The organism is Aestuariimicrobium sp. p3-SID1156 (assembly GCF_025144225.1).
Lineage (GTDB): Bacteria > Actinomycetota > Actinomycetes > Propionibacteriales > Propionibacteriaceae > Aestuariimicrobium.
On sequence record NZ_JALXXB010000009.1, the window covers coordinates 68,860 to 92,910 of the forward strand.

The window sequence follows — 24,051 nt, forward strand, 5'->3', positions numbered from 1 at the left end:
GTGCCGGGCGTCAGGGTAGCCGCACGACTTGTCCGGCGTAGACGAGGCCAGCGCCGAAACCGATGGTGAGAGCGGTCTGGCCGGAGGTGGCCTCGCCGCTCTCCAAGAGGGCTTCCATCGCCAAGGGCACGGAGGCCGCCGAGGAGTTGCCCATGTGGGTGATGTCGCGGCTCACCACGACCGAGTCAGGCAGGCCGAGGTGGCGCAGCATCGAATCGGTGATGCGGTTGTTGGCCTGGTGGGGGATGAAGACGTCCAGGTCCCCGGCGGTCAGGCCGGCCGCGGCCAGGGCTTCCTTCGTCTTCTCCGCGATGTGGGTGGTGGCCCACTTGAAGACGGAGCGACCGTCCATGGTGATCTTCGGGTGGGCGGCATTGGCCTCCCAGGACGCCACGTCAATGACGCTGGCCTGCTCGCCATCCGAGCCCCACACGGTGGGACCGATCGCCGGTTCGTCGGAAGGTCCAATCACGACAGCCCCCGCGCCATCGGCAAACAGGAAGGCGGTGCCGCGGTCCTTCAGATCGGTGAGCTCGCTGAGCTTCTCCACGCCGATGACCAGTACATGCTCGGACAGGCCGGAGCGCACGATCGCGTCGGCCTGACCGACGGCGTAGCAGAACCCTGCGCAGGCAGCCGAGATGTCCCAGGCGGCCGGGTCATTCAGTCCAAGCTCGCGAGCAACATGGACGGCCAGCGAGGGGGTCTGCTGGAAGTGGGAGACGGTGGAGATGATCAGCGTGCCGATCTGTTCAGGCCTGATCCCGGCTCGTCCAATCGCCTTGCTGCCGGCCGAGACGGCCATCGCCAGCGGCGTCTCCTCCTCGGCGGCCCAGCGGCGCTCGACGATGCCGGTGCGCTGGCGGATCCATTCATCGCTGGAGTCGATGTAGGTGCACATCTCCTCGTTGTCGACCACGCGACTGCCGCGGTGGCCGGCCACGCTCACGATCCGCGAGAATTCCGGCCCTCGGGCGGTCTTGATCTGGGGCATCAGCTCTCCTCGGCGTGGGGGTGCAGGCGGACCAGGGGTTGGCCGGGGCTGACCGGGTCGTTGTCCTCCACCAGCCATTCGGTGACCTGACCGCCATGGGGAGCCACCACACTGACCGCTTCGCGCAGGTTGACGACCTGTCCCAGCTCAGCACCGGGGGCGAGGACGGCGCCCTCCTCAACACCGCCGGCGCGGCGGAAGGAGCCCTTGCGCGGGGAAACCAGCAGGCGCCAGGTGGGCGAGGTGGACATGTCGGTCTGGTCGGCCTCGGCATGGTCGGCCACGAAGGCGCGGGCCTCGTTGAGCTGGTCGGGGGTGTTGAGGCTGAACAGCCCGATGCCCTTGAGGTTGCGCTTGGCGATGCCGGTGAGCGTGCCTGCGGGCGGCAGTTCCAGCAGTCCGGTGACGCCGAGCTCGCGCATCGTGTCCATGCACAGGTCCCAACGGACCGGATTGGCCACTTGGTCGACCAGGCGCCTCAGGTATTCGCGGCCGTCATGGACGACCTGGCCATCGGCATTGCTGAGCAGTCGGGTGCGGGCGTCACGAGTCGAGATCGCCTTCGAGAGGTGGCGCAGGCGGTCCACGGCGGGCTCCATGTGCACCGTGTGGAAGGCGCCGGCGACGCTCAGCGGGACCAGGCGGGCGCGCGCCGGTGGGTTCGCTGCCAGGGCCTCCAGCTGTTCGACGGTGCCAGCGGCGACGATCTGGCCCGCTCCATTGTTGTTGGCGGGGGTGAGGCCCTGGGCCTCGATCGCGGCCAGTACCTCGTCGCGATCGCCGGCAATGATGGCGGTCATCGAGGTGGGGCGAGCTGCGGACGCGGTGGCCATGGCACGGCCACGCTCGCGGACGAAGACCATCGCAGCCTCCGCGCTGATCACACCGGCGCCGGCGGCGACCGTGATCTCACCGACGCTGTGGCCGGCGGCGACGCCCACCTTGCCGAAGCCGTCGGTGGGGGTGGGGAAGAGTTCAAGGGCGGCGAGCAAACCGGCGGAGACCAGCAGCGGCTGGGCGATCGCCGTGTCGCGGATCGTCTCGGCGTCGGCCTCGGTGCCGTAGTGGCCCAGGTCGAGGGCAGCCACGGCCGACAGCCACTCGAGGCGGGTCGCGAAGCTGGGGATCTCAAGCCAGGGCTTCAGGAAGCCGGGGGTCTGGGAGCCCTGTCCGGGCGCAACGATGGCGAGCACGAGACCTACTCTGCCGGTGGTGGCGACGGGTTTCGAGGCCTTCAGCGACGAAAAGCCCGAGGGTGGTGTTGTGGGATTTCAACAACGAGCGCGTCGGAGCTGACCATACCGCCGGGTACGGACTGTGGGGAGTGCTGAATCACATGGCTGTCATTCTGGCGAGCACCCCAGCGGCGCCGAGCCCTCGACTCGGTCCACAGGGCTGGGCTCAACGAGAAGATGCCAGCCGCCCCAGCGTGATCGCGAGCCGCAGCACATAGGCGTCGCGAGGATCGGAGGGGGAGTACCCAGTGACGTCCTGGATGCGCTTGAGCCGGTAGCGGACGGTGTTGGCGTGGACGTACAGGGCGCGGGCGCTCGCCTCGACCGACCCACCGTGGTCCAGGAAGCAGGCGCAGGTGGTCAGCAGGTCGCCACCGGCCGCCTCGAGGGGGCCGTAGATGTCCTGGCTCAGCGTGCGACGGGCGTGTCCGTCGCCACTGAGGGCACGTTCGGGCAGCAGGTCGCTGGCCCAGATCACCCGGGGACCCTCGGGCCAGGCATCGGCAGCGCGATGTCCGGACATCGCGGCCCGGGCGGACATCGAGGCGTCCACCAGGTCGTCGACGACCGGACCGACCACGATCGGTCCCTTGCCGAAATGGCTGGACAGGCGGGTCGCCAGCCCTACAGCCTTCTCCGACGCCGTCTGGGCTGCCAGCTCTGGGGTGGACAGGATCACGACCAGTCGTTCGCCCTGCACCGCAGTGAGTGCGCTCACCCGCAGTCGCTCGGCGTCTCGGCGCACGTCCTCGGCGGCGCCAGTGGCGTCGGCGGGGGCGGTACCGACGACCACAGTCACCGGGGTGCGTGCCTGCCAGCCCAGGGTGGACGCCCGGGAGACGACCGTCTCGTCGGTCTCTGCGCGCATCACGGCATCAACCACCAGCGCTTCCAGACGGGCGTCCCAGGTGCCGCGCTGCTCGGCGGCGCGCGCGTACACCTCGGCGGCAGCGAAGGCCACCTCACGGGAGTAGTGGATGATCGCCGTCGAGAGCACTTGGCGGTCGGTGCGGGGCATGGCGACCTGGATCTGCTCCTCGACGACACCGACGGTGGTGCGGACCAGGTCCACTGTCTGGCGCAGGCTGATCTTGCGGGTCAGGGTCCGGGGTGCGGCGTCGAACATCGCGGCGGGCACCACCCGGCGTCCGGGCTCGGCAGCGAACCACTGGACGAAGCCGTCGATGCCCGATCGGGCGACCAGGGTGATCCAGGAGCGCTCCTCGGCGCCCAGAGCACTGAACCAGGGCAGGCGTTCCTCCATCGCAGCCAGTGCTGCGGTGGTCATCGAGCCGGTGGACGCATTCAGTCGCTTGAGCAGCTGCGTCCGCGAGCGGGCGGAGGGGACCAGCGCATGGGCAGTCCCGGGAATCGGCTCAGGCATAGGGAAAGTCTAGTCAGGCCGGTGGGCCCGCCTTCAGGCATGGCGTTCGTTGAGGCGCTCCAGCGCGAGGTCGACCAGCTGCTCACCGGCCCCTTCGTAGAGGTTCATCACCGTGTCGACGCCGAGTGCTTCCAGGGCGCGCTCATCGACCCAGCGCTTCACGGTGGTCCACGAGACCTGGAACCGGGCGGCCACCTCCGAGATCGGGACTCCCCGGTCCATGACGAGCTGGGCGACGATCAGGCGGTGCTTCGGGGTTAGGTTGCGTCAGGGTGGGACACAAGAGGGCCTTACTGGCTTGGCGTGGTTCTGTCGCGAGTCCCACTCAACCAGCAAGGCCCTCCCTGCTCACACGTCCGGATCGCAGTCCTTCAACCAACCTGTCCGGTCAGCACATCTAGACGTCCACGGGGCGCCAAGGACCCCGGGGGTCACCTGGCTTCTGATTTCGGGTCCACCACTTGGCCACATACGCGGTTTCCCCGTGCCATACCCGGTCACCCGAGTTGAAGATCCGGGATGGCGTCCACAATGCGGTGCCATCGGGTGCGACGGCAATCTCCTGCCAAGAGCCTCGCACCGACTTGCCGGGTTCCTCCTTGGTCCACCAGCTGGCCTCGTACAACCTCCCACCATGGGTGACCTTGTCGCCGCCGTGGTAGACTTTGCCAGCTTCCCACGCGGGCGCCTTGGGCGCACGTGCGGAGTAGGTGGGGGTGAAGCGCATCAAGGTGTGACCGGCGCGGTAGAAGAGCTGACCGGAGTCGTTGATCGCGAGATCACGAACACCTTCTTGGACAAGCACTGTCGCGGTCCGCTCTTCCGTATCGATGAAGTACAGCTTGTCCTGAGTGACGGCGAACATGCGGCCACAGGAATCGACGACGATACCCCGGTTCCGTCCGTGGATCTCCTGCGTGTCGTGTTCCAGTTTGATGACCGCTTCCACAGCACGTTTGGCGGGATCGAACGAGAAGAGGGTTCCGTCGGCGTTCCCCCAGAGCAGCCCATCATGAAATGTCAACGCGCTGATGGTCTGCACGGAGTCGAATGGCGAAGCATCGTAGACAATCCGTTCGGTGGTTGGGTCGAACGCGAAGAGCTTTGCCGTCGTGGCCTTTGGGGGCACGCCGTATCCACCATTGATCGAGGTACCACCCCACACCAGATCGCCCACCCGGACGAGCGAAACCACGGAATGGTCGGGGATTACGTTGCGCTGGAACCTCAGTTCGCCGGTGGCGGGCCGCCATAGCGCAATGCCGCCGCCGACGGTGGAGCTCTCCGGCGCGGTGCCGACTGCGACCCAGGAATCATCGATCGCGGTGAGGGCGATCGGGCGGTCCTGTTGCTCGCCGATGAGGAGCGAGGGAGCAGGGTTCTCGTCTGCTACCCAAGGCCTGGTGGTGTCGTAGGTTTGGAGTCCAGCTCCTGGATATTTGCCCATGAGTAGATGAGGACCGAGGATTCCGTACCCCTGAACTCCTCCACGGTTCTGCAGGTGCTCATAGGCCTCGCTCGCCTGATTCCAGCGTGATTGCGCTGCCTGGGAAGACAAGTAGATCTTCTGGTCGGGGCCGATATCGAGCTGAGCGATGCGCACGGGCGCACCCGGGTGTCCGAGCTGCAGAGTACGCCTTGCGCCGGTGTCAGGGTTGAACAACCGCACTCGCATGCTGTAGTTCGTGAGAGCGAGCGTCCACCCCGGGTACTCAGGCTCATCCATCTGCACCCAGAGCCAATCGCCCGTGATCGCGTTCGGTGCCCAACCGACGGGGGAGTAAGAACCGGAGTCGAGGTCGTACCGGACCACTTGGCCCGAATGGGCGCCTTGGCGCATCCGGAAGTAGACATCGCGATTGTTCCTCGGGTCTACCGACGAGACCTTGCGCGCTGCAACGTCATCGACAGTGTCGAGCCAAGTAGCACTGGGCAGGTCGTAGAAATGCAGTGCGGTATCAGCCTGGGAAGTGCCCTCGGTGCGGACCGCCAGCCGATCCTCGCGCACGAGCGCAATGTCGTAGACGGCCAACTTTTCCTCGTACCCAGCTGGTACGGGAATCTCGGTGATCGAGCCCGTCGCGCGGTCCACGGCAGCCAGGCGCCCTCGAGAAGCGCCCTTCGTTCCAACCCAGATCGTTGTATCGTTGGCAGCCATTGTCATGGCATAGCTGGAATCAAGAATCTGGCCATAATCCCGGACTTCACCGGACTGCGGCGAATAGGTCCATAGATGGGCATCTGGATATGAGCCCCCGAGGATCGTGCCGTCCGGTGCCGCGTCCAAGGACCAGATGAACTGACCGGAGAGGGGGATCCCGAGATCCTCCACACGATCGGCGCCTGGAGTATATCTGTACAGGACGCCGGGGTTCGTGGTCCCGAAGTATGCGGCCTTCTCGGGATGGGAGAAGGTGACGGCCCAGGAGTCGTGGCCGCGTGGTACGTGTTCGGTAAAGATGATCTTCTGGGCGCGGATGTCATACACGACAACCTCCGACGTCGTTTCGTCATTGCCTCGGGGAAAGAAGAAGGCAAGCGGCTGGCCCTCCCTGCCGACACCCAGGGATTGGTCGGGTGAAAGTGCGTTGTTGGTGAAGGGGGAGCCGAGCGATTCATTGAGGCCGTCGAGCGCAAGAGGCAACTCGCAGGATCCTCTCGCGGGGGTATTGGCAAATAACGTCGTCCATCGCCCTCGCGAGCAGGCCAGCACCCAGAGCCGCCAGCAGGACGATTGCGATCTCCGTCATGGCGCTCCTTCCCGGCTGGGGGTGAGAATAGCGGTCATGGACGCGAACTCCCGAGCTGACCAGGCTGTGGCCGACCTCCGGGAGGTGGCCTATTGGATGGAACGCTCCCGGCAGGAGACCCGGCGCGTCGAGGCCTATCGCAAGGCGGCCGACGCCATCGCCTCGTTGCCCGCCGAAGACCTGGTCACCTTGCACGAGAACGGGGGAGTGCAGCAGGTCCCAGGCGTCGGTGCCTCGACCGGGGCCGTCATCACCGCTGCCCTGGAGGGCCGGGTCGCGCCCAAACTGGCGACCCTGCGTGAGGCCGGGGCGCAGCCGCTGGCGGCGTCCGAGTTGATCAGGGAACTGCGCGGCGACCTGCACACCCACTCGACCTGGTCAGATGGTGGTTCCCCGATCGCCGAGATGGCGCGCACCGCGCAACGACTGGGACGCGAGTACTTCGCGATCACCGACCACTCCCCGCGGCTGCGCGTCGCGAACGGCTTGAGTCCCGAACGGTTGCGCGCGCAATGGGAGGAGATCAACCGGGTCCAGGATCAGGTGGAGGTGCGGCTGTTGAAGGGGATCGAGGTGGACATCCTCGACGACGGCGCTCTGGACCAGACGCCGGAGATGCTCGACCAGCTCGACGTGGTGGTCGCCTCGGTGCATTCCAAGCTGGCGATGGACTCCGAATCGATGACTCGCCGGATGGTGGGGGCGGTGGCCAATCCACGGACGAATGTGTTGGGCCACTGCACAGGCCGGTTGGTGACCGGTGGGCGCGGACAACGCCCCGAATCGCAGTTCGATGCGGAGGTGGTCTTCCAGGCCTGCATCCAGTTCAACGTGGCCGTCGAAATCAACTCCCGCCCCGAACGCCAGGACCCGCCAGACGGGCTCATTGAACTGGCCCGTGACATGGGCTGCCTGTTCAGCATTGACACCGATGCCCATGCTCCCGGGCAGCTGGACTTTCTCCAGTTGGGGGCTGCCCGGGCCGAGCAGCTCGACGTCGATCCCGGGCGGATCATCACCACGTGGCCGTTGGAAAGACTGCTGGCCTTCACCCGAGGATGATCTGCCGTCAGGTTGCCCACTACAGTGGACGGCAGCTGCCAAGGAAAGGACTTCCAGCGTGAGCGCACGCGACGAGGTTGGCCCCATCATCAATGGACTGCCCACCACACTCCCCGATACCGATCCCGAAGAGACCAGCGAGTGGCTTGAGTCCCTGGACGGTGCCATCGACTCCGACGGACGCAACCGCGCCCGCTACCTGATGCTGCGTCTGCTCGAGCGCGCCCGCGAGAAGCAGGTGGGCGTTCCTTCGCTGACCAGCACCGACTACATCAACACCATCGACCCCTCGATCGAGCCCGACTACCCCGGCGACGAGGAGCTCGAGCGCGAGGTCCGGCGCCTCCTGCGCTGGAACGCCGCGATGATGGTCCAGCGCGCCCAGCGCTCCCACATCGGAGTGGGCGGCCACATCTCCACCTATGCCTCGGCCGCCACCCTCTACGAAGTGGGCATGAACCACTTCTGGCGCGGCAAGGACCACCCCGGCGGTGGTGACCAGATCTTCTTCCAGGGCCACGCCAGCCCCGGCATGTACGCCCGCGCCTTCCTCGAGGGACGCCTGGACGAGGACCGCCTGGACGGCTTCCGCCAGGAGTTCTCGGCCCGAAAGGACGGCAAGCCCCATGGCCTGCCCTCCTACCCCCACCCGCGCCAGATGAAGGACTTCTGGGAGTTCCCGACCGTGTCCATGGGCATCGGCCCGATGAACGCGATCTACCAGGCGTCCTTCAACCGCTACCTGCACAACCGTGGTCTCAAGGACACCTCCCAGCAGCATGTCTGGGCCTTCCTGGGCGACGGTGAGATGGACGAGCCCGAATCACGTGGCCTGCTCCAGGTCGCCTCGAACGAGGAACTGGACAACCTCACCTTCGTCATCAACTGCAACCTGCAGCGCCTCGATGGCCCGGTGCGTGGCAACGGCAAGATCATCCAGGAGCTGGAAGCCTTCTTCCGCGGTGCCGGCTGGAACGTGATCAAGGTGATCTGGGGTCGCGAGTGGGACGAGCTGCTCGCCCAGGACACCGAGGGCGCCCTGGTGAACCTGATGAACGCCACCACCGACGGTGACTACCAGACCTACAAGGCCAATGACGGAGGTTATGTCCGCGAGCACTTCTTCAACCGTGACCCGCGCACCGCGGCGATGGTGAAGGACTGGTCCGATGAGCGCATCTGGCGCCTTTCCCGCGGTGGCCATGACTACCGCAAGGTCTTCGCGGCCTACAAGGCGGCGACCGAGTTCACCGGTGCCCCGACCGTGATCCTTGCCCAGACCATCAAGGGCTACATGGTGGGCAAGCACTTCGCCGGCCGCAATGCCACCCACCAGATGAAGAAGCTGTCGCTGGAGGACCTGAAGAACTTCCGCGACCGCCTGCGCATCCCGATCAGCGACGAGGTGCTGGAGAAGGACCCCTACTCGGCTCCCTACTACCGCCCCGGGAACGACGACCCGCGCATCAAGTACCTGATGAAGCGTCGCGAGGAGCTGGGCGGCCACCTGCCCGAGCGTCGCGGCACCACTGCCCCGAAGCTGAAACTGCCTGACGCAGCTGCCTACGCGACGGTGAAGAAGGGCTCGGGCAACCAGCAGATCGCCACCACGATGGCCTTCGTGCGTCTGCTCAAGGACCTCATGCGTGACAAGCAGTTCGCCCCGCATGTCGTGCCGATCATCCCCGACGAGGCCCGCACCTTCGGCATGGACTCGTTCTTCCCGACGATCAAGATCTACAACCCGCACGGGCAGAACTACACCCCGGTGGACCACGAGCTGATGCTCGCCTACCGCGAGTCCTCCGCCGGGCAGATCATGCACACCGGCATCAACGAGGCGGGCTCGGTGGCCGCCTTCACCGCTGCCGGTTCGTCCTATGCGACCCACCAGCTGCCGATGGTGCCGATCTACATCTTCTACTCCATGTTCGGGTTCCAGCGCACCGGTGACGGCATCTGGGCGGCTGCTGACCAGCTTGCCCGCGGCTTCCTGATCGGCGCCACCGCCGGCAAGACCACCCTGACCGGTGAGGGCACCCAGCACATGGACGGGCACAGCCCGGTGCTGGCAGCGACCAATCCGGCGGTCATCAGCTATGACCCGGCCTTCTCCTTCGAGATCGCCCACATCGTCGAGGACGGCCTGCGTCGCATGTACGGGGAGAACCCCGAGGACGTGATCTACTACCTGACCGTCTACAACGAGCCGATGGTCCAGCCCAAGGAGCCCGAGGACCTGGACGTGGAGGGCCTGCTCAAGGGCATCTACCTGTACCAGAAGGGCGATTTCGAGGGTGTGAACGAGGACGCCCGTCGTGCGCAGTTGCTCGCGTCCGGTGTGGGGGTCGCCTGGGCGTTGGAGGCCCAGGAACTGCTCAAGAAGGACTTCGGTGTGGTGGCGGACGTGTGGAGCGTCCCAAGCTGGACCGAGCTTCGTCGTGAGGCCATGGCCTGCGATGAGGACGCCTTCCTGCATGGGGAGCAGCGCACCCCCTACATCACCCAGGTGCTGCAGGATCGGCCGGGGCCGGTCATGGCGGTCAGCGACTACATGCGTCAGGTGCCCGACCAGATCGCCCAGTGGGTGCCGGGAGACTTCATGTCCTTGGGTGCGGAGGGCTTCGGCTTCTCCGACACCCGTGCGGCAGCCCGTCGCCACCTGCACATCGACGGTCCTTCGCTGGCGGTCCGCACCCTGCAGATGCTGGCCAAGCGCGGCGAGGTGCCTGCGGAATGGGCACAGCAGGCGGCCGAGAAGTACAAGCTGCTTGACGTGAATGCCGGTACCTCCGGCACGATCGGCGGCGACGCCTGATCCACGGCGTGACCAGCTCAGGCCTGAATGAGGCCCGGAACCGTGCGGTGGGATCTGCAGGGTTCCGGGCCTTTTCGCACGTCGCTGGCGGATGATCCCCAATACTTGGGGCATGGCGACGATCTTGCTGACTTGGAACCCCGGAAGAGATGACGACCACGTCTGGAGCCCCGAAACGTGGGAGTCCGGGATGGTGGCGCTAACGAGGGAGGGCATTGCTCACTCGGTCGTTAGGAGTTGGTCAGTAGGTCAGAGGAAGAAGGGGATCGAGCCTGGCGACACTTTTTATCTCTTCCGGCAGGGGGATCACGGCCGAGGGCTGGTTGCACGTGGCGAGGTGGACAGTGAGATCTTCGCCGAGGACCACTGGGATGGGACGCAACGTTCCGCAGACTTCGTCGGGGTGATCTGGTTGGAGGCGCTGCCTCTGTCGCAGCGTGTAGATGTCGAGGAGCTTGTGCGTCGGATTCCTGATTACGGTTGGGCTACGGTCTTCGGTTCGGGGCGTGACCTGACCAAGCACGAGAAGGCGCTCAACGCGCTTTGGTTGGAACACTTGCAGGCGGCAGGCATTGGACCGTTAAGCCGAGAGAACTTTGACGAGGAGCTCGGGGTCGAGGAGAGCCTCGAAGCTGAGGACATCGCGGATGCAATTCTGGAGCTCAGCGAGGCAGCGTTGGCCCAACTCGCTGAGGAGAGTTCTGAGCAGACACTGCTCGGCTATTTTGAAGTTGTGCTCCTGGACGAGGACGACGACTACCCCGAGTACAAGGACAAGGCCGATCTGGAACGCCAGTTCGTGGAGGGTGTGCTCGAGTTCCAGGCCGAGATCGCCGAGATGGAACTCGCCCTCCTGCCCGAGGACAACCCACGCGAGCTGGAGCTGGGCGTCCAGCAGCTGGGTCTGGCCGACCAGTCCCAGCATGCCGCCCTGCAGGACGCCGCCATGAAGGCGGTGCAGGAGTTCTTCGCCCAGCAGGAGCTCACCACCCAGGACGTCTCCGGCGAGGCCAAGGGCTGGAACATCACCGTCACCGCCGAGGACGAGGAGATGCACGTCGCGGTAAAAGGCTGCCTGGGGGAGGAACCGGAGTTCATCCTCTCGGCCAATGAGTACAACGCCTCCCGGCGCGACGAGGACTGGACCCTCATCGCCGTCATGAATGCCCTGACCGACACGCCGCTCCTGGTCGAGATCCCGCAGGAGGCCCTGGACGAGAACCGCGAGGAGATCGGTTACAAGGTCCGTCTGGCCCCGGTCGAGCCCGACGACCAGGACGCGAACTGAGCCCGGTGTTTCGCCCGGCGCTGCGATCTGGCAGTCTTGGGGCACAACGTCGTCGTACCAGGAGGGTCTAGAAGAGGTGGGTGGCTCGAACGGGTCAGGAAGTTCCCGCGTCCAGTCGGTGATGGCACTGGACAAGGGCATGGTGGTGCAGGAACTTGGCTGGGACAGCGATGTCGATGAAGACCTGCGCAACGACATCATGGACGCCGTCGACGACGACCTGGTCGAGGAGGCGCTGGAGGCGGTTGACGCCGTGCTGCTGTGGTGGCGGGAGGAGGATGGCGATGTCGCCGACGGCCTGGTCGACTCCCTCACCGACCTGTCCAAGGCTGGCGTGATCTGGCTGATGACCCCCAAGGTTGGACGCCCGGGTCACATCCCGGCCTCCGACGTCGCCGAGGGCACCGCCACCGCAGGCCTGGTTCTGGGGGCCCCTGTGGACCTCAGCGCCCAGTGGCAGGCCCAGAAGGTCGTGCGCCCCAAGGGCGCCCGCCGCTGACCGACACCCTGCGCTGATTCCCCCGACGCCGGGGGAATCAGCGCAGGATGTCGAACTGTTGCAGGAGCTTGCGGTCGGCCTTCGTGCCGGAGAGCTGGAGCTGGAGCAGCTGGGAGTAGATGCCCCCGCTGGCAGCGAGTTCCGCCGGGCTACCGATCTCCTCGATCCTGCCTTCGCGCAGGGTGATGATGGTGTCCACGCTGGCGATCGTGGAGAGCCGGTGGGCGATGATGATGCTGGTCCGGTTGACCATCAGCTCCTCCAAGCCCTTCTGCACCAGCCGTTCCGAGCGGGTGTCAAGCGCGCTTGTGGCCTCGTCAAGTACAAGGATCGGGGCATCCTTGAGCATGGCGCGGGCCACGGCGATGCGCTGCTTCTGGCCACCTGAGAGTTTCAGGCCACGCTCACCGATGATCGACTGGTAGCCCTCGGGGAACCTCTCGATGAAGTGGGCGGCATTCGCCCGCCGAGCGGCTTCGATGACCTGTTCCTCGGTGGCGTCGGGCGCGCCATAGCGGATGTTGTCCTCAATGGTGCCCGAGAAGAGCGAGGCGTCCTGGAAGACCACGCCGACTTCGCGACGGAGCAGGTCGAGCCCGAGCGCGTCGTAGGGGCGTCCGAAGACCTCGATGGAACCCTCGCGCGGGGGGAAGAGCCCCATCAGCAGGTTGATGATCGTGGTCTTGCCGCCGCCGGATTCACCCACCAGCGCGACCTTGTGGCCCGGATCGACGGAGAAGCTGATGTGTTCCAGCACATTTGGCTCGTCGTCGTAGCCGAAGCTGACGTCGCTGAACTTTACGGCCGGCGCGCCGGGGATGGGCTCCGGGAGCGGCGCCCGGGCCAGGTCGTCGTCCAGGCTGGCGCCGGGCTCCTCGACCTCCTGGAGGGTGGCGAAGTAGTCGCGCGAGCCGGCCACGGCACGCTGCGCGGAGTCGACCAGGTAGCTCATGTTCGCCACCGGCATCTTGGCCATGCCCACCAGCTGGATGAGCATGATCATCGTTCCGATGCTGAACTCCCCACTCATGGTCTTGACCAGGATCAGGACGTTGATGCCGAAGAAGATGATCGCCAGCCCTGCGCGACGCAGGAAGTCCATCTGGTGCCACCAGCGCGACTGCGGCCGGGTCAGCTCGACGGTCTTGGCGTACTCCACGGTGAAGCGGTCGAGTTCACGTCGCTGGGCGACGAAGCTCTTGACCACGCGCATCTGGGCGACGACCTCGGCGAAGGCGCCTCCGGCGAGGTCCACGTGCTTGTTCTTCTCGTTCTCGTACTTCTGCCACCGATCGCTTGTCAGGGCGGTCAGCCAGGTGTAGAGCGGGAAGATCAGGACAAGCAGTACCGCGAGCAGCCAGTAGTAGTAGCCGGTGATGATGAGCGCGGCGCCCAGGGTGATGAGCATCGGCAGGAAGCTGTTGCTCATCATCTGGAGGAACTGGGTGAGTTCGGTGATCGAACGATTCAGACGGGCGATGATGGTGCCCGACAGTGTGTTGTCGAAGTAGCCCTGCGGCAGCTTCAGCAACTTCTGGTAGTAGCGCGCCGACAGGATGGCCCTCATTCGCATCGTCATCACGTCACCGAAGTAGCCGCCCACATTGCTGAGGAGCGCGTTGAGCAGCTCAGCCACCAGGATGCCGACGGCGAACCAGATGATGGTCGTGGTGGCCGACGGCTTGCCCTGCAGCTTCGCAACGACGTGGTCGGTGGCACCCTGCAGCAGGAAGGGCGAGGCCAGGGCGGTGCCGGCCATCAGCACCGAGCAGATCGCGATCGCCAGGTAGTACCAGCGCAGCTCCTGCACATGCCGAAGGACCTTCATCAGGGCTGCCATGGGCCTACCTTTCCTGGCGCAAGTTCCCGGGGTTGACGTGCCGGGGCCAGCGTCAACCCTAACCTGGTCCCCATGTCTGATGCCTACGTCGCCGCCCCTGATCGCTACGAGCACAAGACTTGGCGCCGCTGCGGCCGCAGCGGGCTGGTGTTGCCTCCGGTGAGCCTGGGCCTGTGGCAGAACTTCGGTGCAAAATCCCGCATCGACGAGGACGCCCAGCGCTCGATGCTGCGGACCGCCTTCGACGCGGGCGTCACGCACTTCGATCTGGCCAACAACTACGGCCCGCCACCTGGAAGTGCGGAGGAGTTCTTCGGCCGTGTGCTGGCCGACGACTTCGCTGCCCACCGCGACGAGCTGATCATCTCCTCCAAGGCCGGCTACCAGATGTGGCCCGGCCCCTACGGCGGCGACGGCGGTTCCCGGAAGTACCTCATCGCCAGCCTGGACCAGTCGCTGCGCAGGATGGGCCTGGACTACGTCGACATCTTCTACCACCACCGCTGGGTGGAGCAGGACCCGTTGGAGGAGACCCTCGCGGCCCTTGACCAGGTCGTCCGTCAGGGCAAGGCGCTCTATGTGGGCATCTCCAGCTACGACGCCGTGCAGACCCGTCGCGCGGCTGAGCTGGCCGAGGACATGGGGCTGCCGCTGGTCATCCACCAGCCCAGCTACTCGATGCTGAACCGCTGGATCGAGGAGCCGATCGAGGATGCCGAGGGCGACGAGGTCTCCCTGGTCGACGAGTGCGTCGAGCACGGGCTGGGCATGATCGCCTTCTCCCCGCTCCAGCAGGGCCTGCTGACCGATCGCTACCTCAACGGCGTTCCGGAGGGCAGTCGTGCCAGCCAGCGCTCCTCGCTGGGCCAGGACCAGCTCGACGACCAGACCCTCGCGGTCGTCCGCGAGCTCAACGACCTGGCGCAGGGGCGGGGCCAGACGCTGGCCGCGATGGCCCTGGCGTGGGCGTTGCGCAAGCCGTGGATGACCTCGGTGATCGTGGGGGCATCCTCGGTGGAGCAGCTGCAGGCCGACCTGAAGGCGGTCGACAACCTCGACTTCAGTGAGGACGAGCTGGGAGAAATTGACCAGATTCTCGCTCAGGCCGTGTGACAGACTGGACATCCGCCCCCGTGGTGGGGTCGAAGGAAAGGAAGTCCCGTGGGAGTGCTGAAGGACCGTCTCAAGGCCGATCTGGTCACCGCCATGAAGGCGCGTGACGAGGCCGCGAAGTCCAACCTGCGCATGGCGATCGCCGCGATCGGCGTCGAGGAGGTTGCCGGTGCCAGCGCACGAGAACTGAGCGAGGCCGAGGAGATCGGCGTCCTCACCAAGGAGGTCAGCAAGCGGCGCGATTCTGCCGAGGCCTATGCCGCCGGGGGACGCCCGGAGCTGGCCGAGAAGGAGAATTCGGAAGCGGAGTTCTTGTCCCAGTACCTCCCGGCCCCGCTGACCGAGGACGAGCTGGACCAGATCGTGGCCGAAGAGGTCGCCGCCGCCGAGGCATCGTTGGGCGAGAAGCCCGGGATGAAACAGATGGGCCAGGTCGTCAAGGCCGTCAACACCCGGGTCGCCGGACGTGCGCCCGGCGCCCAGGTGGCGGCGAAGGTGAGGGCCTCCCTGACCTGAGTGTCAGCCCCGTCGACTTGACGCGAACCAGAACTGCGTGAGGGTGCGGCCCGCCTTGCCGAGCGGGCCGACAACCTCACGCAGTTCCTTCTTGTCCAGGGGTTGTGCGTTCTCCACCGCGGTGACGACCTGGTCCACGGTCCAGGCGGGCGTGGCGATGTCGAGCAGGTACTGCGGCACGTTGAGGGCCGGGTCGAGAGCCGCGACCAGGGGGACGCCCACGGCAGCGATCTTCGGGAAGACCGAGCCCGGGATGCCGATGGCCACCTCGGCACGCGCTGACGCTGCGAGGGAACCCTCGGTGGCGACCTCGAAGCCCGACCACAGGCTGCGGTCCTCCCGCGGGTGCAGGCCGACCAGGACATGCCAGCCGGCTGCTTTCAGGGCATGGGCGGAGTCGAGCAGGAGCTGCGTGCCGGGAGCGGAGCCGCCGGTGGTGGAGGACTTGGTGACGCTGGTGAGCACCAGGACGGTGCGTGGCTGGGGGTTCCACTCCGGCAGGGTGTCGAGTTCGGGGATGCCGACGATGCGGATGTGCTGTTCCTTGACCCCCAGGTGGGCGGCGAAGGTCTCCCGTTCAGCCTCCGAGCTGGCGGTGACTCCGACAAGGCGGGGCCGCACGACATCGGCGAAGGGAGCGAGTTCTGCGCGCAGGTAGGCCAGCGAGCTGGCGACGACCGGTACGCCGGTGAAGGCCTTGACGACGGTGGCGGGCCACTCGGTGGCACCGTTCACGACCAGCAGGTCGAAATCCTGCGCGCGGGCCGCGGGGAGGGGAAGCACCGGAACCTTCTCGCCCGGCTTGACGCCGGAAAGGTCAGGCACGATCTGGGTCACCGTGCCGCCGCGGGCGAGGACATCGTCGAGGACGGGGGCCACGTGATAGGTACCCCAGGGCTCATTGGTGGCAACGGCAACCCGGAAGGTTCTCGTGCCGGCGCGAGGTGCGGCGTTGGCGGCGAGGGCATCACCGGCCAGGATGGCCGAGCTGGCCAGGGCTGCCAGAACAGCGCGACGGGAAGCCAGCGTGGAGGCTGCGATGTGAGGCATGGTCATGGTTCGACGTTAGGGCCATCGCGGGATCCTCAGCCCGGTGGCGGGGACGGGTTCAACAAAAGTTCATGAGCTGGGTGGGCGCAGAGGGACTCGAACCCCCGACACCCTGCTTGTAAGGCAGGTGCTCTAACCAACTGAGCTATGCGCCCCGACCGGGGAAGCTCCCTGGACCCAGTCATGGTACTGGGAACTCGTCGATGCTACAGGAACGGCCCGGGCGGGTAGAGTGTAGCGACGTGGCACTCCCTGACATCTCCGAGACTCTTTCCGCCCTCGACGCGAAGCTATCCTCGATCGAGGCGGTCGCCAACCTCGACGCCAAGCGCGCCGAGATCGCTGACCTGGGAGAGCAGGTGGCAGCGCCCGACCTGTGGGACGACACCGAGAACGCCCAGCGCGTCACCTCCCGTCTCAGCTCCCTGCAGAACGAGGTTGAGCGGATCGAGGGCTTGCGATCTCGTCTGGACGATGTCGAGCTGATGCTGGAAATGGCCGCCGAGGAGGACGACGCCGACGCCGCCGCGGAGGCGGGGCGCGAGGTCACTTCCCTGGGCAAGGAGATCGAGGCCCTCGAGATCCGCACCCTGCTGTCGGGCGACTACGACGAGCGCGAGGCGATGATCACCATCCGCGCCGAGGCCGGGGGAGTGGACGCCTCCGACTTCGCCCAAATGCTGCTGCGCATGTACACCCGCTGGGCCGAGCGCCACGGCTACAAGTTCCAGCTCTACGACGTCTCCTACGCCGAAGAAGCGGGCATCAAGTCCGCGACCTTCCAGGTCAACGCCCCCTTCGCCTTCGGGACGCTGTCAGTCGAGGCCGGTACCCACCGCCTGGTGCGCATCTCGCCCTTCGACAACCAGGGACGCCGCCAGACCTCCTTCGCGGGCGTGGAGGTCCTGCCGGTCACCGAGGAGACCGACCACATCGACATCCCCGAGTCCGACATTCGGGTCGACGTCTTCCGCTCCTCCGGTCCTGGCGGCCAGTCGGTCAACACCACCGACTCCGCGGTGCGTCTGACCCACCTGCCCACCGGCGTCGTGGTGAGCTGTCAGAACGAGAAGTCGCAGCTGCAGAACAAGGTCGCCGCCATGAAGGTCCTCCAGTCCCGCCTGCTCGAGCGTGCTCGGCAGGAGAAGGAGGCCGAGATGAAGGAGCTCAAGGGCGATGGTGGCAACTCCTGGGGTTCCCAGATGAGGTCCTATGTCCTGCATCCCTACCAGATGGTGAAGGACCTGCGGACCAATCATGAGGTCGGCAACACCGATGGCGTCTTCGACGGTGACATCGACGGCTTCATCGATGCCGGCATCCGGTGGCGTCGATCCTCCGCAGAGGAGTCCTGACACGCCGCCGAACGGCGTCCTGCTGCGGCAACGTGGGGGCATGGGCCTACACTGATCGCGGCTGGCTGAGAATCACTCAGAAACTTCCCAAGACCCGCCGAGGACACTGTGATCACGTTCGACGACGTCACCAAGCTCTACCAGGGCGGAAGTCGCCCCGCCCTGCGCAATGTCAGCGTCGACATCGACAAGGGTGAGTTCGTCTTCCTCGTGGGACAGTCCGGGTCCGGGAAGTCCACTTTCATCCGCTTGATCCTGCGCGAGTACCTGCCCACGACGGGAACCATCCATGTCGCGGGTCAGGAGCTGAACCGCCTCAGCTCCTGGAAGGTCCCGGCGCTGCGTCGCCAGATCGGCACCGTCTTCCAGGACTTCCGCCTGCTGCCGGGCAAGACTGTTCACGAGAACGTGGCCTTCGCGCTGCAGGTCATCGGCAAGAAGAGCTCCGAGATCAAGCAACTCGTCCCCGAGACGCTGCAGACGGTCGGGCTCTCCGGCAAGGGCGATCGTCTGCCTGAGGAACTGTCGGGCGGTGAGCAGCAACGCGTCGCCATTGCCCGCGCCTACGTGAACCGCCCCAAGATCCTGATCGCTGACGAGCCGACCGGCAACCTGGACCCGGCCACCAGCGTTGGCATCATGAAGTTGCTGGATCGCATCAACAAGTCCGGGACGACGGTCATCATGGCCACCCACGACTCGACCATCGTCGACCAGATGCGCCGACGGGTCATCGAACTCGACGAGGGCCGCATCGTCCGCGACCAGAAGAAGGGCGTCTACGGCACCGCCTGAGCGGCGCCCACGAGGATCATCATGCGACACACCCTGCGAGAAACCTGGTCCGGCCTGCGCCGCAACCTGACCCTGACGCTGTCGGTCATCGTCACCATCTGGGTCTCCCTCACCCTCTTCGGTGCCGGCCTGATGGCCATGCAGCAGGTGGACCTGGTCAAGGGACGCTGGTACGACAAGATCGAGATCTCGATCTACCTGTGCAACGAGGTCTCCACCGGTGGAAACTGCGTCCCCGGCCAAGAGGTCACCCAGGCCCAGAAGGACGCCATCCGCAAGTCCCTGGAGGCGAACCCCGAGGTCGAGAAGGTGTACTTCGTCTCCAAGGCCGAGGCGTGGGACGAGTACAAGGAAGTCTTCAAGAACTCCCCGCTGCTCAATGACACCGGACCTGCCGACATGCAGGAGTCGTTCATGGTGAAGCTGAAGAATCCCGAGCAGTACAAGGGCCTGGTCTCCGAGGCCCAGGGGCTGGATGGTGTCCAGAACATCGTCGACATGCACGCCGTGCTCGACCCCATCTTCCGCTGGCTGAATGCCCTGCAGTGGGGGACCATGCTGATGTCAGGCCTGTTGTTGCTGGCGGCGGCGCTGCAGATCGCCAACTCGATTCGTATCGCAGCCTTTTCACGGCGCCGAGAACTTGGCATCATGCGTTTGGTGGGCGCGTCCAACTTCTACATCATGGCGCCATTCCTTCTGGAAAGTCTGGTCACCGGGCTCCTCGGTGCAGCCTTGGCCTGCGGGACCCTGGCGCTGGGCTTCGAGTTGATCGTGCGCCGAAACGCTCAAGTCTCAATCCAGAGTTTGCAGTGGATTGGATGGTCCCATGCGGGAATCGCGATGGTCGCGGTTGCAATCATCGCCCTGCTCCTGTCCATAATTCCGACGGTTCTGGCGACCCGAAAGTACCTTCGTGTCTGACCCGAACGCCATGAACACCACTAGCGAAGGGGATCCCCCTGTGAAGAGGTCACCTCATTCCCAGCTCGCCGGCCCCCGACTGGCGAACTCGCTGAGGGCTGCCCTCATCGGCGTCCTGGCTGCTTCGTTGGCGACGGGGTCACTGGCTCGTGCCGACGATCTCGACGATGAGAAGAAGAAGCTCGAGCAGCAGATCAGCCAGTCCAAGCAGGACCTTCACGACTACAACCAGGATGCGGCCAAGGCGGCGGCCGCCCTGACCGCAAGCGAGCAGGCGCTCAAGAAGGCCCAGGACGCGCTCAAGTCTGCCGAGGGTGCCGAGGAGAAGGCCCGTCTCAAGGACGAGAAGGCGGCCAAGGACCTCCAGGCGGCCAAGGAGACCCTCGCCACCGCAAAGAAGCAGGCAGCCGCCGCGAACGCCGCTGTGGCCAAGTGGATGAAGACCGTGGGACGGGTCGTCATTCAGGGTCAGCAGCAGCGCACCGACCTGCTCGGGCTGGCTGTCCTGACGACCGACACCCGCATGGGCAGCCTCAACCAGCGCGTCCAGTGGTCGCGCTCCATGCAGGAGTCGACCCAGTCCAAGCTGGATGCCCTGCGTGAGCTGCAGATGAAGCGTGATGCGGCCAAGGCCGCTGCCGACAAGGCCGAGAAGGCGGTCAGCGCCAAGCGTGCCGCTGCCGCTGCGGCCTACAAGGACGCCCAGCAGGCGACCGCTGACTCCACCGCTGCCCGCGACGCGCATGCTGAGGCAGTGAGCGCCAACGAGGAAGCTAAGAAGGCCGCCGACCTGCAGGTGAAGGCCGAGCAGGCTCGACAGAGCCAGTTGGAGTCGGAGAGCGCCGCCGTCGCCAAGCGCATCTCCGCGCGCATCGCTGCCGAGAAGGCCGCCAAGGAGGAGGCGCGCCAGAAGGCGATCGCTGAGGCCAAGGCGAAGGCTGAAGCGGAGGCCGCTGAGCGCAAGGCAGCCGAGGCGCGTCGCAAGGCTGTCGCCGCGTCCGCCGCACGCCGGGCCCAGCTGGACAAGGCAGCCGCTGCTGCCAGCGCAGACGCCGCGGCCAAGAAGCGAAGCGCAGCAGCGGCCTCCCGCAACGCGGCCGCAGCCCGCAAGAGCGTCGAGACCAACACCCCGGTCACCAGCAGCGGCCTGATCTACCCCTCCAGCGGTCCGATCACCTCCCCGTACGGCATGCGCTTCCACCCCGTGCTCCGGTACTGGAAGCTGCACGACGGCACCGACTTCGGCGCCGCCTGCGGCGCGCCGATCAGGGCGGCTGCAGCAGGCACCGTCACCGAGCGCTACTACAACGCCGGCTACGGCAACCGCCTGTTGGTCGACCACGGCCAGGTCAACGGACGCTACCTGACCACGGCCTACAACCACGCCACGCACTACATCGTCAGCCCCGGCCAGCGTGTCTCCCAGGGGCAGGTCATCGGTTACGTGGGTAGCACCGGTTACTCGACCGGCTGCCACCTGCACTACATGACCTATGTCAACGGAAGCGTCGTCGACCCGATGTCGCTCTACTGATCCAGTCGCGGTTCAGCCCGTCATTGCCCGGCCCCCGTCCTGCCACCTTGGTAGGGTGGGGGCCGGTCACACGAGGGAAGGAGGTCACCGATGCCTCGCGAAAAGGGTCGCACGATGATTGCCCAGAACAAGAAGGCGAATTACGACTACCACATCGGCACCAGGTACGAGGCCGGCATGGTGCTCACGGGTACCGAGGTGAAGTCCTTGCGACAGGGTCGGGCCTCGCTCGCCGATGCCTTCGCCACCGTCGACGACGGTGAGGTCTGGCTGCGCAACGCCCACATCCCCGAGTACGCCTTCGGAACCTGGACCAACCACGCGACGCGACGCACCCGCAAGCTCCTGCTCAACCGGCGCGAGATCGACAAGCTCGAGCGTGAGGTCGGCAATTCCGGACGCACCCTGGTGCCGCTGTCGATCTACTTCTCCGACGGCTATGCCAAGGTCGAGATCGCTGTGGCGACCGGCAAGAAGGCCTGGGACAAGCGCGAGACGATCAAAGAGCGTGACATGCAGCGTGACACCCAGCGGGAACTGGCCGAGCGGCAGCGGCGCCGATGACCTCACGGCAGGTTTCGCTTTTCCGGAATCTGTGGCGACTCGTCCTGGCCACGGCCCTGGTCGTGCTCGGCCTTCTTGGACCGACCTCCACGCCCGCGTCAGCAGCCTCCCGTGACTCCGTGGACTCCTGGGACTTCGTTCTGGCCGTCCAGCCCGACGGCAGCATGAGGGTCACTGAAACCCTCGTGTACCGCTTCGGCCAGAACTCCGGGCGCCATGGCATCGTGCGTGAGCTGGTGACCCGCGAGCCCTGGGACGACAACCAGGATGCGGTTTTCACGATCAGCAATGTCCAGGTGAGCTCGCCGAACGCCAGCTCCCACGTGACGGTGACCCGCAACGTTGGAACCGGCCGGAACCGCACCGACTCATTGCGCATCGGTTCGGCCGACCGGACGGTGACGGCTCCCACCGCGACCTACACGATCAGCTATGTGGTACGAGGCGCGCTGCGAAGTTCGCCCTTCTCCACCCCCAATGGCTACGCCGAGCTCTACTGGGACCTGCTTTCCGGGGAGGCGCCCGAGACCCGCAACATCAGCGTCCAGGTCACGGTGCCTGGTGGCGTCAAGGACGTCGGTTGCTGGAGTGGCGCGGTGAAGGAGAGCGTTCCCTGTGCCAAGGCCGAGGTCGTGGGAGGCAAAGGCGTCTACAGCGTCCCCCATCGACCGGCCGGCGACATTCTCACCGTGGCTGCCAAGATCACCCAGGGGGCAGTCGCCAACCCCGAGCCGGACCTGCAGCCGCGCGCCGAGGCCTCACCGGCGGACTACGTCCCCGGACCCTCTGCTGGACTGGGTGCGGTTGCCACCACCTCACTCGCAGGACTGGTCGGGTGGTCGGTGCTTCGACGGAAGGGACGTGACCTACGCTTCCTTGACGTTCCCCCGGGGGTCGTGCCAAGCGGGGGCGGCGGCCGGGTCGGGCTCAGCAACAACCCCGAGATTCCGGTGGCCTTCTCCCCGCCGAGGATCTCGGTTGCCGAAGCCGGGCTCCTCGTGGATGGTCAGGTCGACGTCCGGGAAACCACCGCCACCCTGGTCGACCTCGCAGTCCGTGGCGCCCTGCAGATGGAGGAGGGACCATCACGGGGCACCCTGCTGGTCACCCTGGTCGACCCCGGGTTGGTGCGTGCGCCCCATGAGGCGGTCCTGGTGGACAGCCTGTTCTCCTCCGGTCTACGCCGTCGTGGGCTGCGGCCGCAGGCCGGTCAGGGGGTCCTGCTCGGTCGGGCCGGTGACATGGAGCAGGCTCATCGTGAGCTGGTGGCTTCCGTGACGTCTCAGGTCGCCGGTCGGGGCTGGTTCACCGACGTCCCACGGACCCGGCTCATGGCCAGCGGTGGCGGCACGCTGGGCGTCTTCGTGTTCCTGTGGTTGATGCTCAGCGGGGGCGTCCTCACCTGGTGGCCGCTGCTCCTGGCGATCGCCGGACCGCTGCTGGTGGCCTGGTTGGTGTCCAAGCGGCTGCGACGAGGCCAGCGCAGTGCCATCGGCCGCGCGCTCACCGACCAGATCGAAGGTTTCGAGAAGTACCTCACGACGGCCGAGACCGAGCAGCTCCGCTTCGAAGAGGGCGAAGACATCTTCTCCCGCTACCTGCCCTGGGCGATCATCTTCGGCGTGGCCGAGCGGTGGACCAAGGTGTGCGAGCCGCTGATCGAGGCTGGCCAGATCCCCCAGCCGATGTGGTACCACGGCAGCTACATGGACTGGTACGTCATGAACTCGATCCTGGACTCGCTCAACCGCACCGCACTACCAACACCGCCTCCCTCCACCGGAGGGCTGAGCGGTACCGGATTCGGCAGCGGCTCGGCCTTCGGTGGGGGAGGCGGCTTCTCGGGAGGCGGTGGCGGCGGGGGGTCGGTCAGCTCCTGGTGAGCCTGGCCAACCCCGCATCGCAGGGCAACATCAGCGAACGTTCACCAGGTCGCAGACGAAGATCAGGGTCTCGCCGGGCGCAATGACGCCGCCAGCGCCACGATCGCCGTAGGCCAGCTGCGGGGGGATGGTGAGGCGTCGACGACCGCCCACCTTCATGCCCTGGACGCCCTGGTCCCAGCCCTGGATGACGCGACCCGCACCCAGCGGGAAGGCGAGGGGCTCACCACGGTTCCAGCTGGAGTCGAACTCCTCACCGGAGGAGTGGGCAACACCGACGTAGTGGACGTCGACGGTGTCGCCGGCCTTCGCCTCCTGGCCGTCGCCGACGACCAGGTCCTCGACCACGAGCTCAGTGGGCGGCGGGCCCTCGGGAAAATCAACTTCTGGCTTCTCAGTCATGGTGCGAGCCTAGCCAGTTCACCCCAGTTGGGGGGACAGTCAGGG

At 66.1% G+C, this 24,051-nt stretch carries 19 protein-coding genes, 1 tRNA gene and 1 pseudogene; 12 read left to right on the plus strand and 9 right to left on the minus strand.

The genetic code is table 11. The annotated features are described in order from the left end of the window. Positions 1-10: 10 nt before the first annotated feature. The 5 genes and pseudogenes from M3G03_RS10365 to M3G03_RS10385 form a co-directional block, all read right to left on the minus strand. Positions 11-994: a beta-ketoacyl-ACP synthase III gene (locus M3G03_RS10365; protein ID WP_259809677.1), complete on the minus strand. Its 984-nt coding sequence runs from the start codon at positions 992-994 to the stop codon at positions 11-13. Then, the gene (locus tag M3G03_RS10370) at positions 994-2,187 is read right to left on the minus strand and encodes an acyltransferase domain-containing protein (protein WP_259809679.1); all 1,194 of its coding nucleotides are present in this window, start codon (positions 2,185-2,187) and stop codon (positions 994-996) included. The genes M3G03_RS10365 and M3G03_RS10370 overlap by 1 nt, the downstream gene beginning before the upstream one ends. Before the next feature lie 208 nt (positions 2,188-2,395). Further along, positions 2,396-3,517 carry a CdaR family transcriptional regulator gene (locus M3G03_RS10375; RefSeq protein ID WP_259809725.1) on the minus strand — a complete coding sequence of 374 codons (1,122 nt, stop codon included), beginning with the start codon at positions 3,515-3,517 and terminating at the stop codon, positions 2,396-2,398. A 240-nt stretch (positions 3,518-3,757) separates the two neighbouring features. Further along, positions 3,758-3,856 (minus strand): annotated as a pseudogene (locus M3G03_RS10380) (helix-turn-helix domain-containing protein); the annotation flags it as partial. 154 nt (positions 3,857-4,010) lie between these two features. Beyond that, the gene (locus M3G03_RS10385; protein WP_259809681.1) at positions 4,011-6,257 is read right to left on the minus strand and encodes a carbohydrate-binding protein; all 2,247 of its coding nucleotides are present in this window, start codon (positions 6,255-6,257) and stop codon (positions 4,011-4,013) included. A gap of 142 nt (positions 6,258-6,399) precedes the next feature. Here M3G03_RS10385 and M3G03_RS10390 point away from each other — a divergent pair, with 142 nt between their 5' ends. The 4 genes from M3G03_RS10390 to M3G03_RS10405 all read left to right on the plus strand — a co-directional run bounded on the left by M3G03_RS10390 (position 6,400) and on the right by M3G03_RS10405 (position 12,030). After that, positions 6,400-7,425 carry a PHP domain-containing protein gene (locus tag M3G03_RS10390; RefSeq protein WP_259809683.1) on the plus strand — a complete coding sequence of 342 codons (1,026 nt, stop codon included), beginning with the start codon at positions 6,400-6,402 and terminating at the stop codon, positions 7,423-7,425. A gap of 58 nt (positions 7,426-7,483) precedes the next feature. Beyond that, positions 7,484-10,243 (plus strand): pyruvate dehydrogenase (acetyl-transferring), homodimeric type, encoded by a 2,760-nt coding sequence (gene aceE, locus M3G03_RS10395; protein WP_259809685.1) that lies wholly within the window; start codon positions 7,484-7,486, stop codon positions 10,241-10,243. Positions 10,244-10,580: 337 nt separating this feature from the next. After that, entirely contained in the window at positions 10,581-11,531 is a 951-nt protein-coding gene (locus tag M3G03_RS10400; RefSeq protein WP_259809687.1) for a protein NO VEIN domain-containing protein, read from the plus strand. 121 nt (positions 11,532-11,652) lie between these two features. After that, a complete protein-coding gene (locus M3G03_RS10405) occupies positions 11,653-12,030 on the plus strand; it encodes a DUF3052 domain-containing protein (RefSeq protein WP_259809726.1) in 378 nt (125 codons plus the stop codon). Positions 12,031-12,067: 37 nt separating this feature from the next. On the opposite strand, the gene M3G03_RS10410 is transcribed toward M3G03_RS10405, so the two are convergent. Further along, positions 12,068-13,870, minus strand: coding sequence for an ABC transporter ATP-binding protein (locus M3G03_RS10410; RefSeq protein ID WP_259809688.1), 1,803 nt, complete (start codon positions 13,868-13,870; stop codon positions 12,068-12,070). 72 nt (positions 13,871-13,942) lie between these two features. On the opposite strand from M3G03_RS10410, the gene M3G03_RS10415 reads away from it, so the two are divergent. Continuing rightward, positions 13,943-14,983: an aldo/keto reductase gene (locus M3G03_RS10415; protein ID WP_259809689.1), complete on the plus strand. Its 1,041-nt coding sequence runs from the start codon at positions 13,943-13,945 to the stop codon at positions 14,981-14,983. A gap of 48 nt (positions 14,984-15,031) precedes the next feature. Then, positions 15,032-15,499: a GatB/YqeY domain-containing protein gene (locus M3G03_RS10420; protein ID WP_259809690.1), complete on the plus strand. Its 468-nt coding sequence runs from the start codon at positions 15,032-15,034 to the stop codon at positions 15,497-15,499. A 3-nt stretch (positions 15,500-15,502) separates the two neighbouring features. Here the strand turns inward: M3G03_RS10420 and M3G03_RS10425 are convergent, their stop codons facing one another. Together M3G03_RS10425 and M3G03_RS10430 are read right to left on the minus strand one after the other, a co-directional pair. Then, the gene (locus M3G03_RS10425; protein ID WP_259809691.1) at positions 15,503-16,555 is read right to left on the minus strand and encodes a hypothetical protein; all 1,053 of its coding nucleotides are present in this window, start codon (positions 16,553-16,555) and stop codon (positions 15,503-15,505) included. Between the two features lie 75 nt (positions 16,556-16,630). Further along, positions 16,631-16,704: transfer RNA gene (locus tag M3G03_RS10430), tRNA-Val, on the minus strand. Between the two features lie 87 nt (positions 16,705-16,791). Between M3G03_RS10430 and prfB the strand changes: the two genes are divergently transcribed. From prfB to M3G03_RS10460, 6 genes are all read left to right on the plus strand, one after another. Continuing rightward, positions 16,792-17,904 carry a peptide chain release factor 2 gene (gene prfB / locus M3G03_RS10435; RefSeq protein ID WP_259809692.1) on the plus strand — a complete coding sequence of 371 codons (1,113 nt, stop codon included), beginning with the start codon at positions 16,792-16,794 and terminating at the stop codon, positions 17,902-17,904. A 108-nt stretch (positions 17,905-18,012) separates the two neighbouring features. Next, on the plus strand, positions 18,013-18,699 hold the full coding sequence (ftsE, locus tag M3G03_RS10440) for a cell division ATP-binding protein FtsE (RefSeq protein WP_259809693.1): 687 nt from the start codon (positions 18,013-18,015) through the stop codon (positions 18,697-18,699). 21 nt (positions 18,700-18,720) lie between these two features. Next, positions 18,721-19,623, plus strand: a complete 903-nt coding sequence (gene ftsX, locus M3G03_RS10445; RefSeq protein WP_259809694.1) for a permease-like cell division protein FtsX — start codon at positions 18,721-18,723, stop codon at positions 19,621-19,623. A 40-nt stretch (positions 19,624-19,663) separates the two neighbouring features. Beyond that, positions 19,664-21,157, plus strand: a complete 1,494-nt coding sequence (locus M3G03_RS10450) for a M23 family metallopeptidase (protein ID WP_259809695.1) — start codon at positions 19,664-19,666, stop codon at positions 21,155-21,157. 90 nt (positions 21,158-21,247) lie between these two features. After that, a complete protein-coding gene (smpB, locus tag M3G03_RS10455; RefSeq protein WP_259809697.1) occupies positions 21,248-21,721 on the plus strand; it encodes an SsrA-binding protein SmpB in 474 nt (157 codons plus the stop codon). Between the two features lie 119 nt (positions 21,722-21,840). After that, complete coding sequence (locus M3G03_RS10460; protein WP_259809699.1) at positions 21,841-23,604, plus strand: DUF2207 domain-containing protein; 1,764 nt, start codon at positions 21,841-21,843, stop codon at positions 23,602-23,604. 30 nt (positions 23,605-23,634) lie between these two features. Here M3G03_RS10460 and M3G03_RS10465 read toward each other — a convergent pair whose 3' ends face one another. Next, positions 23,635-24,006, minus strand: a complete 372-nt coding sequence (locus M3G03_RS10465) for an FKBP-type peptidyl-prolyl cis-trans isomerase (RefSeq protein WP_259809700.1) — start codon at positions 24,004-24,006, stop codon at positions 23,635-23,637. Positions 24,007-24,051: the final 45 nt, after the last annotated feature.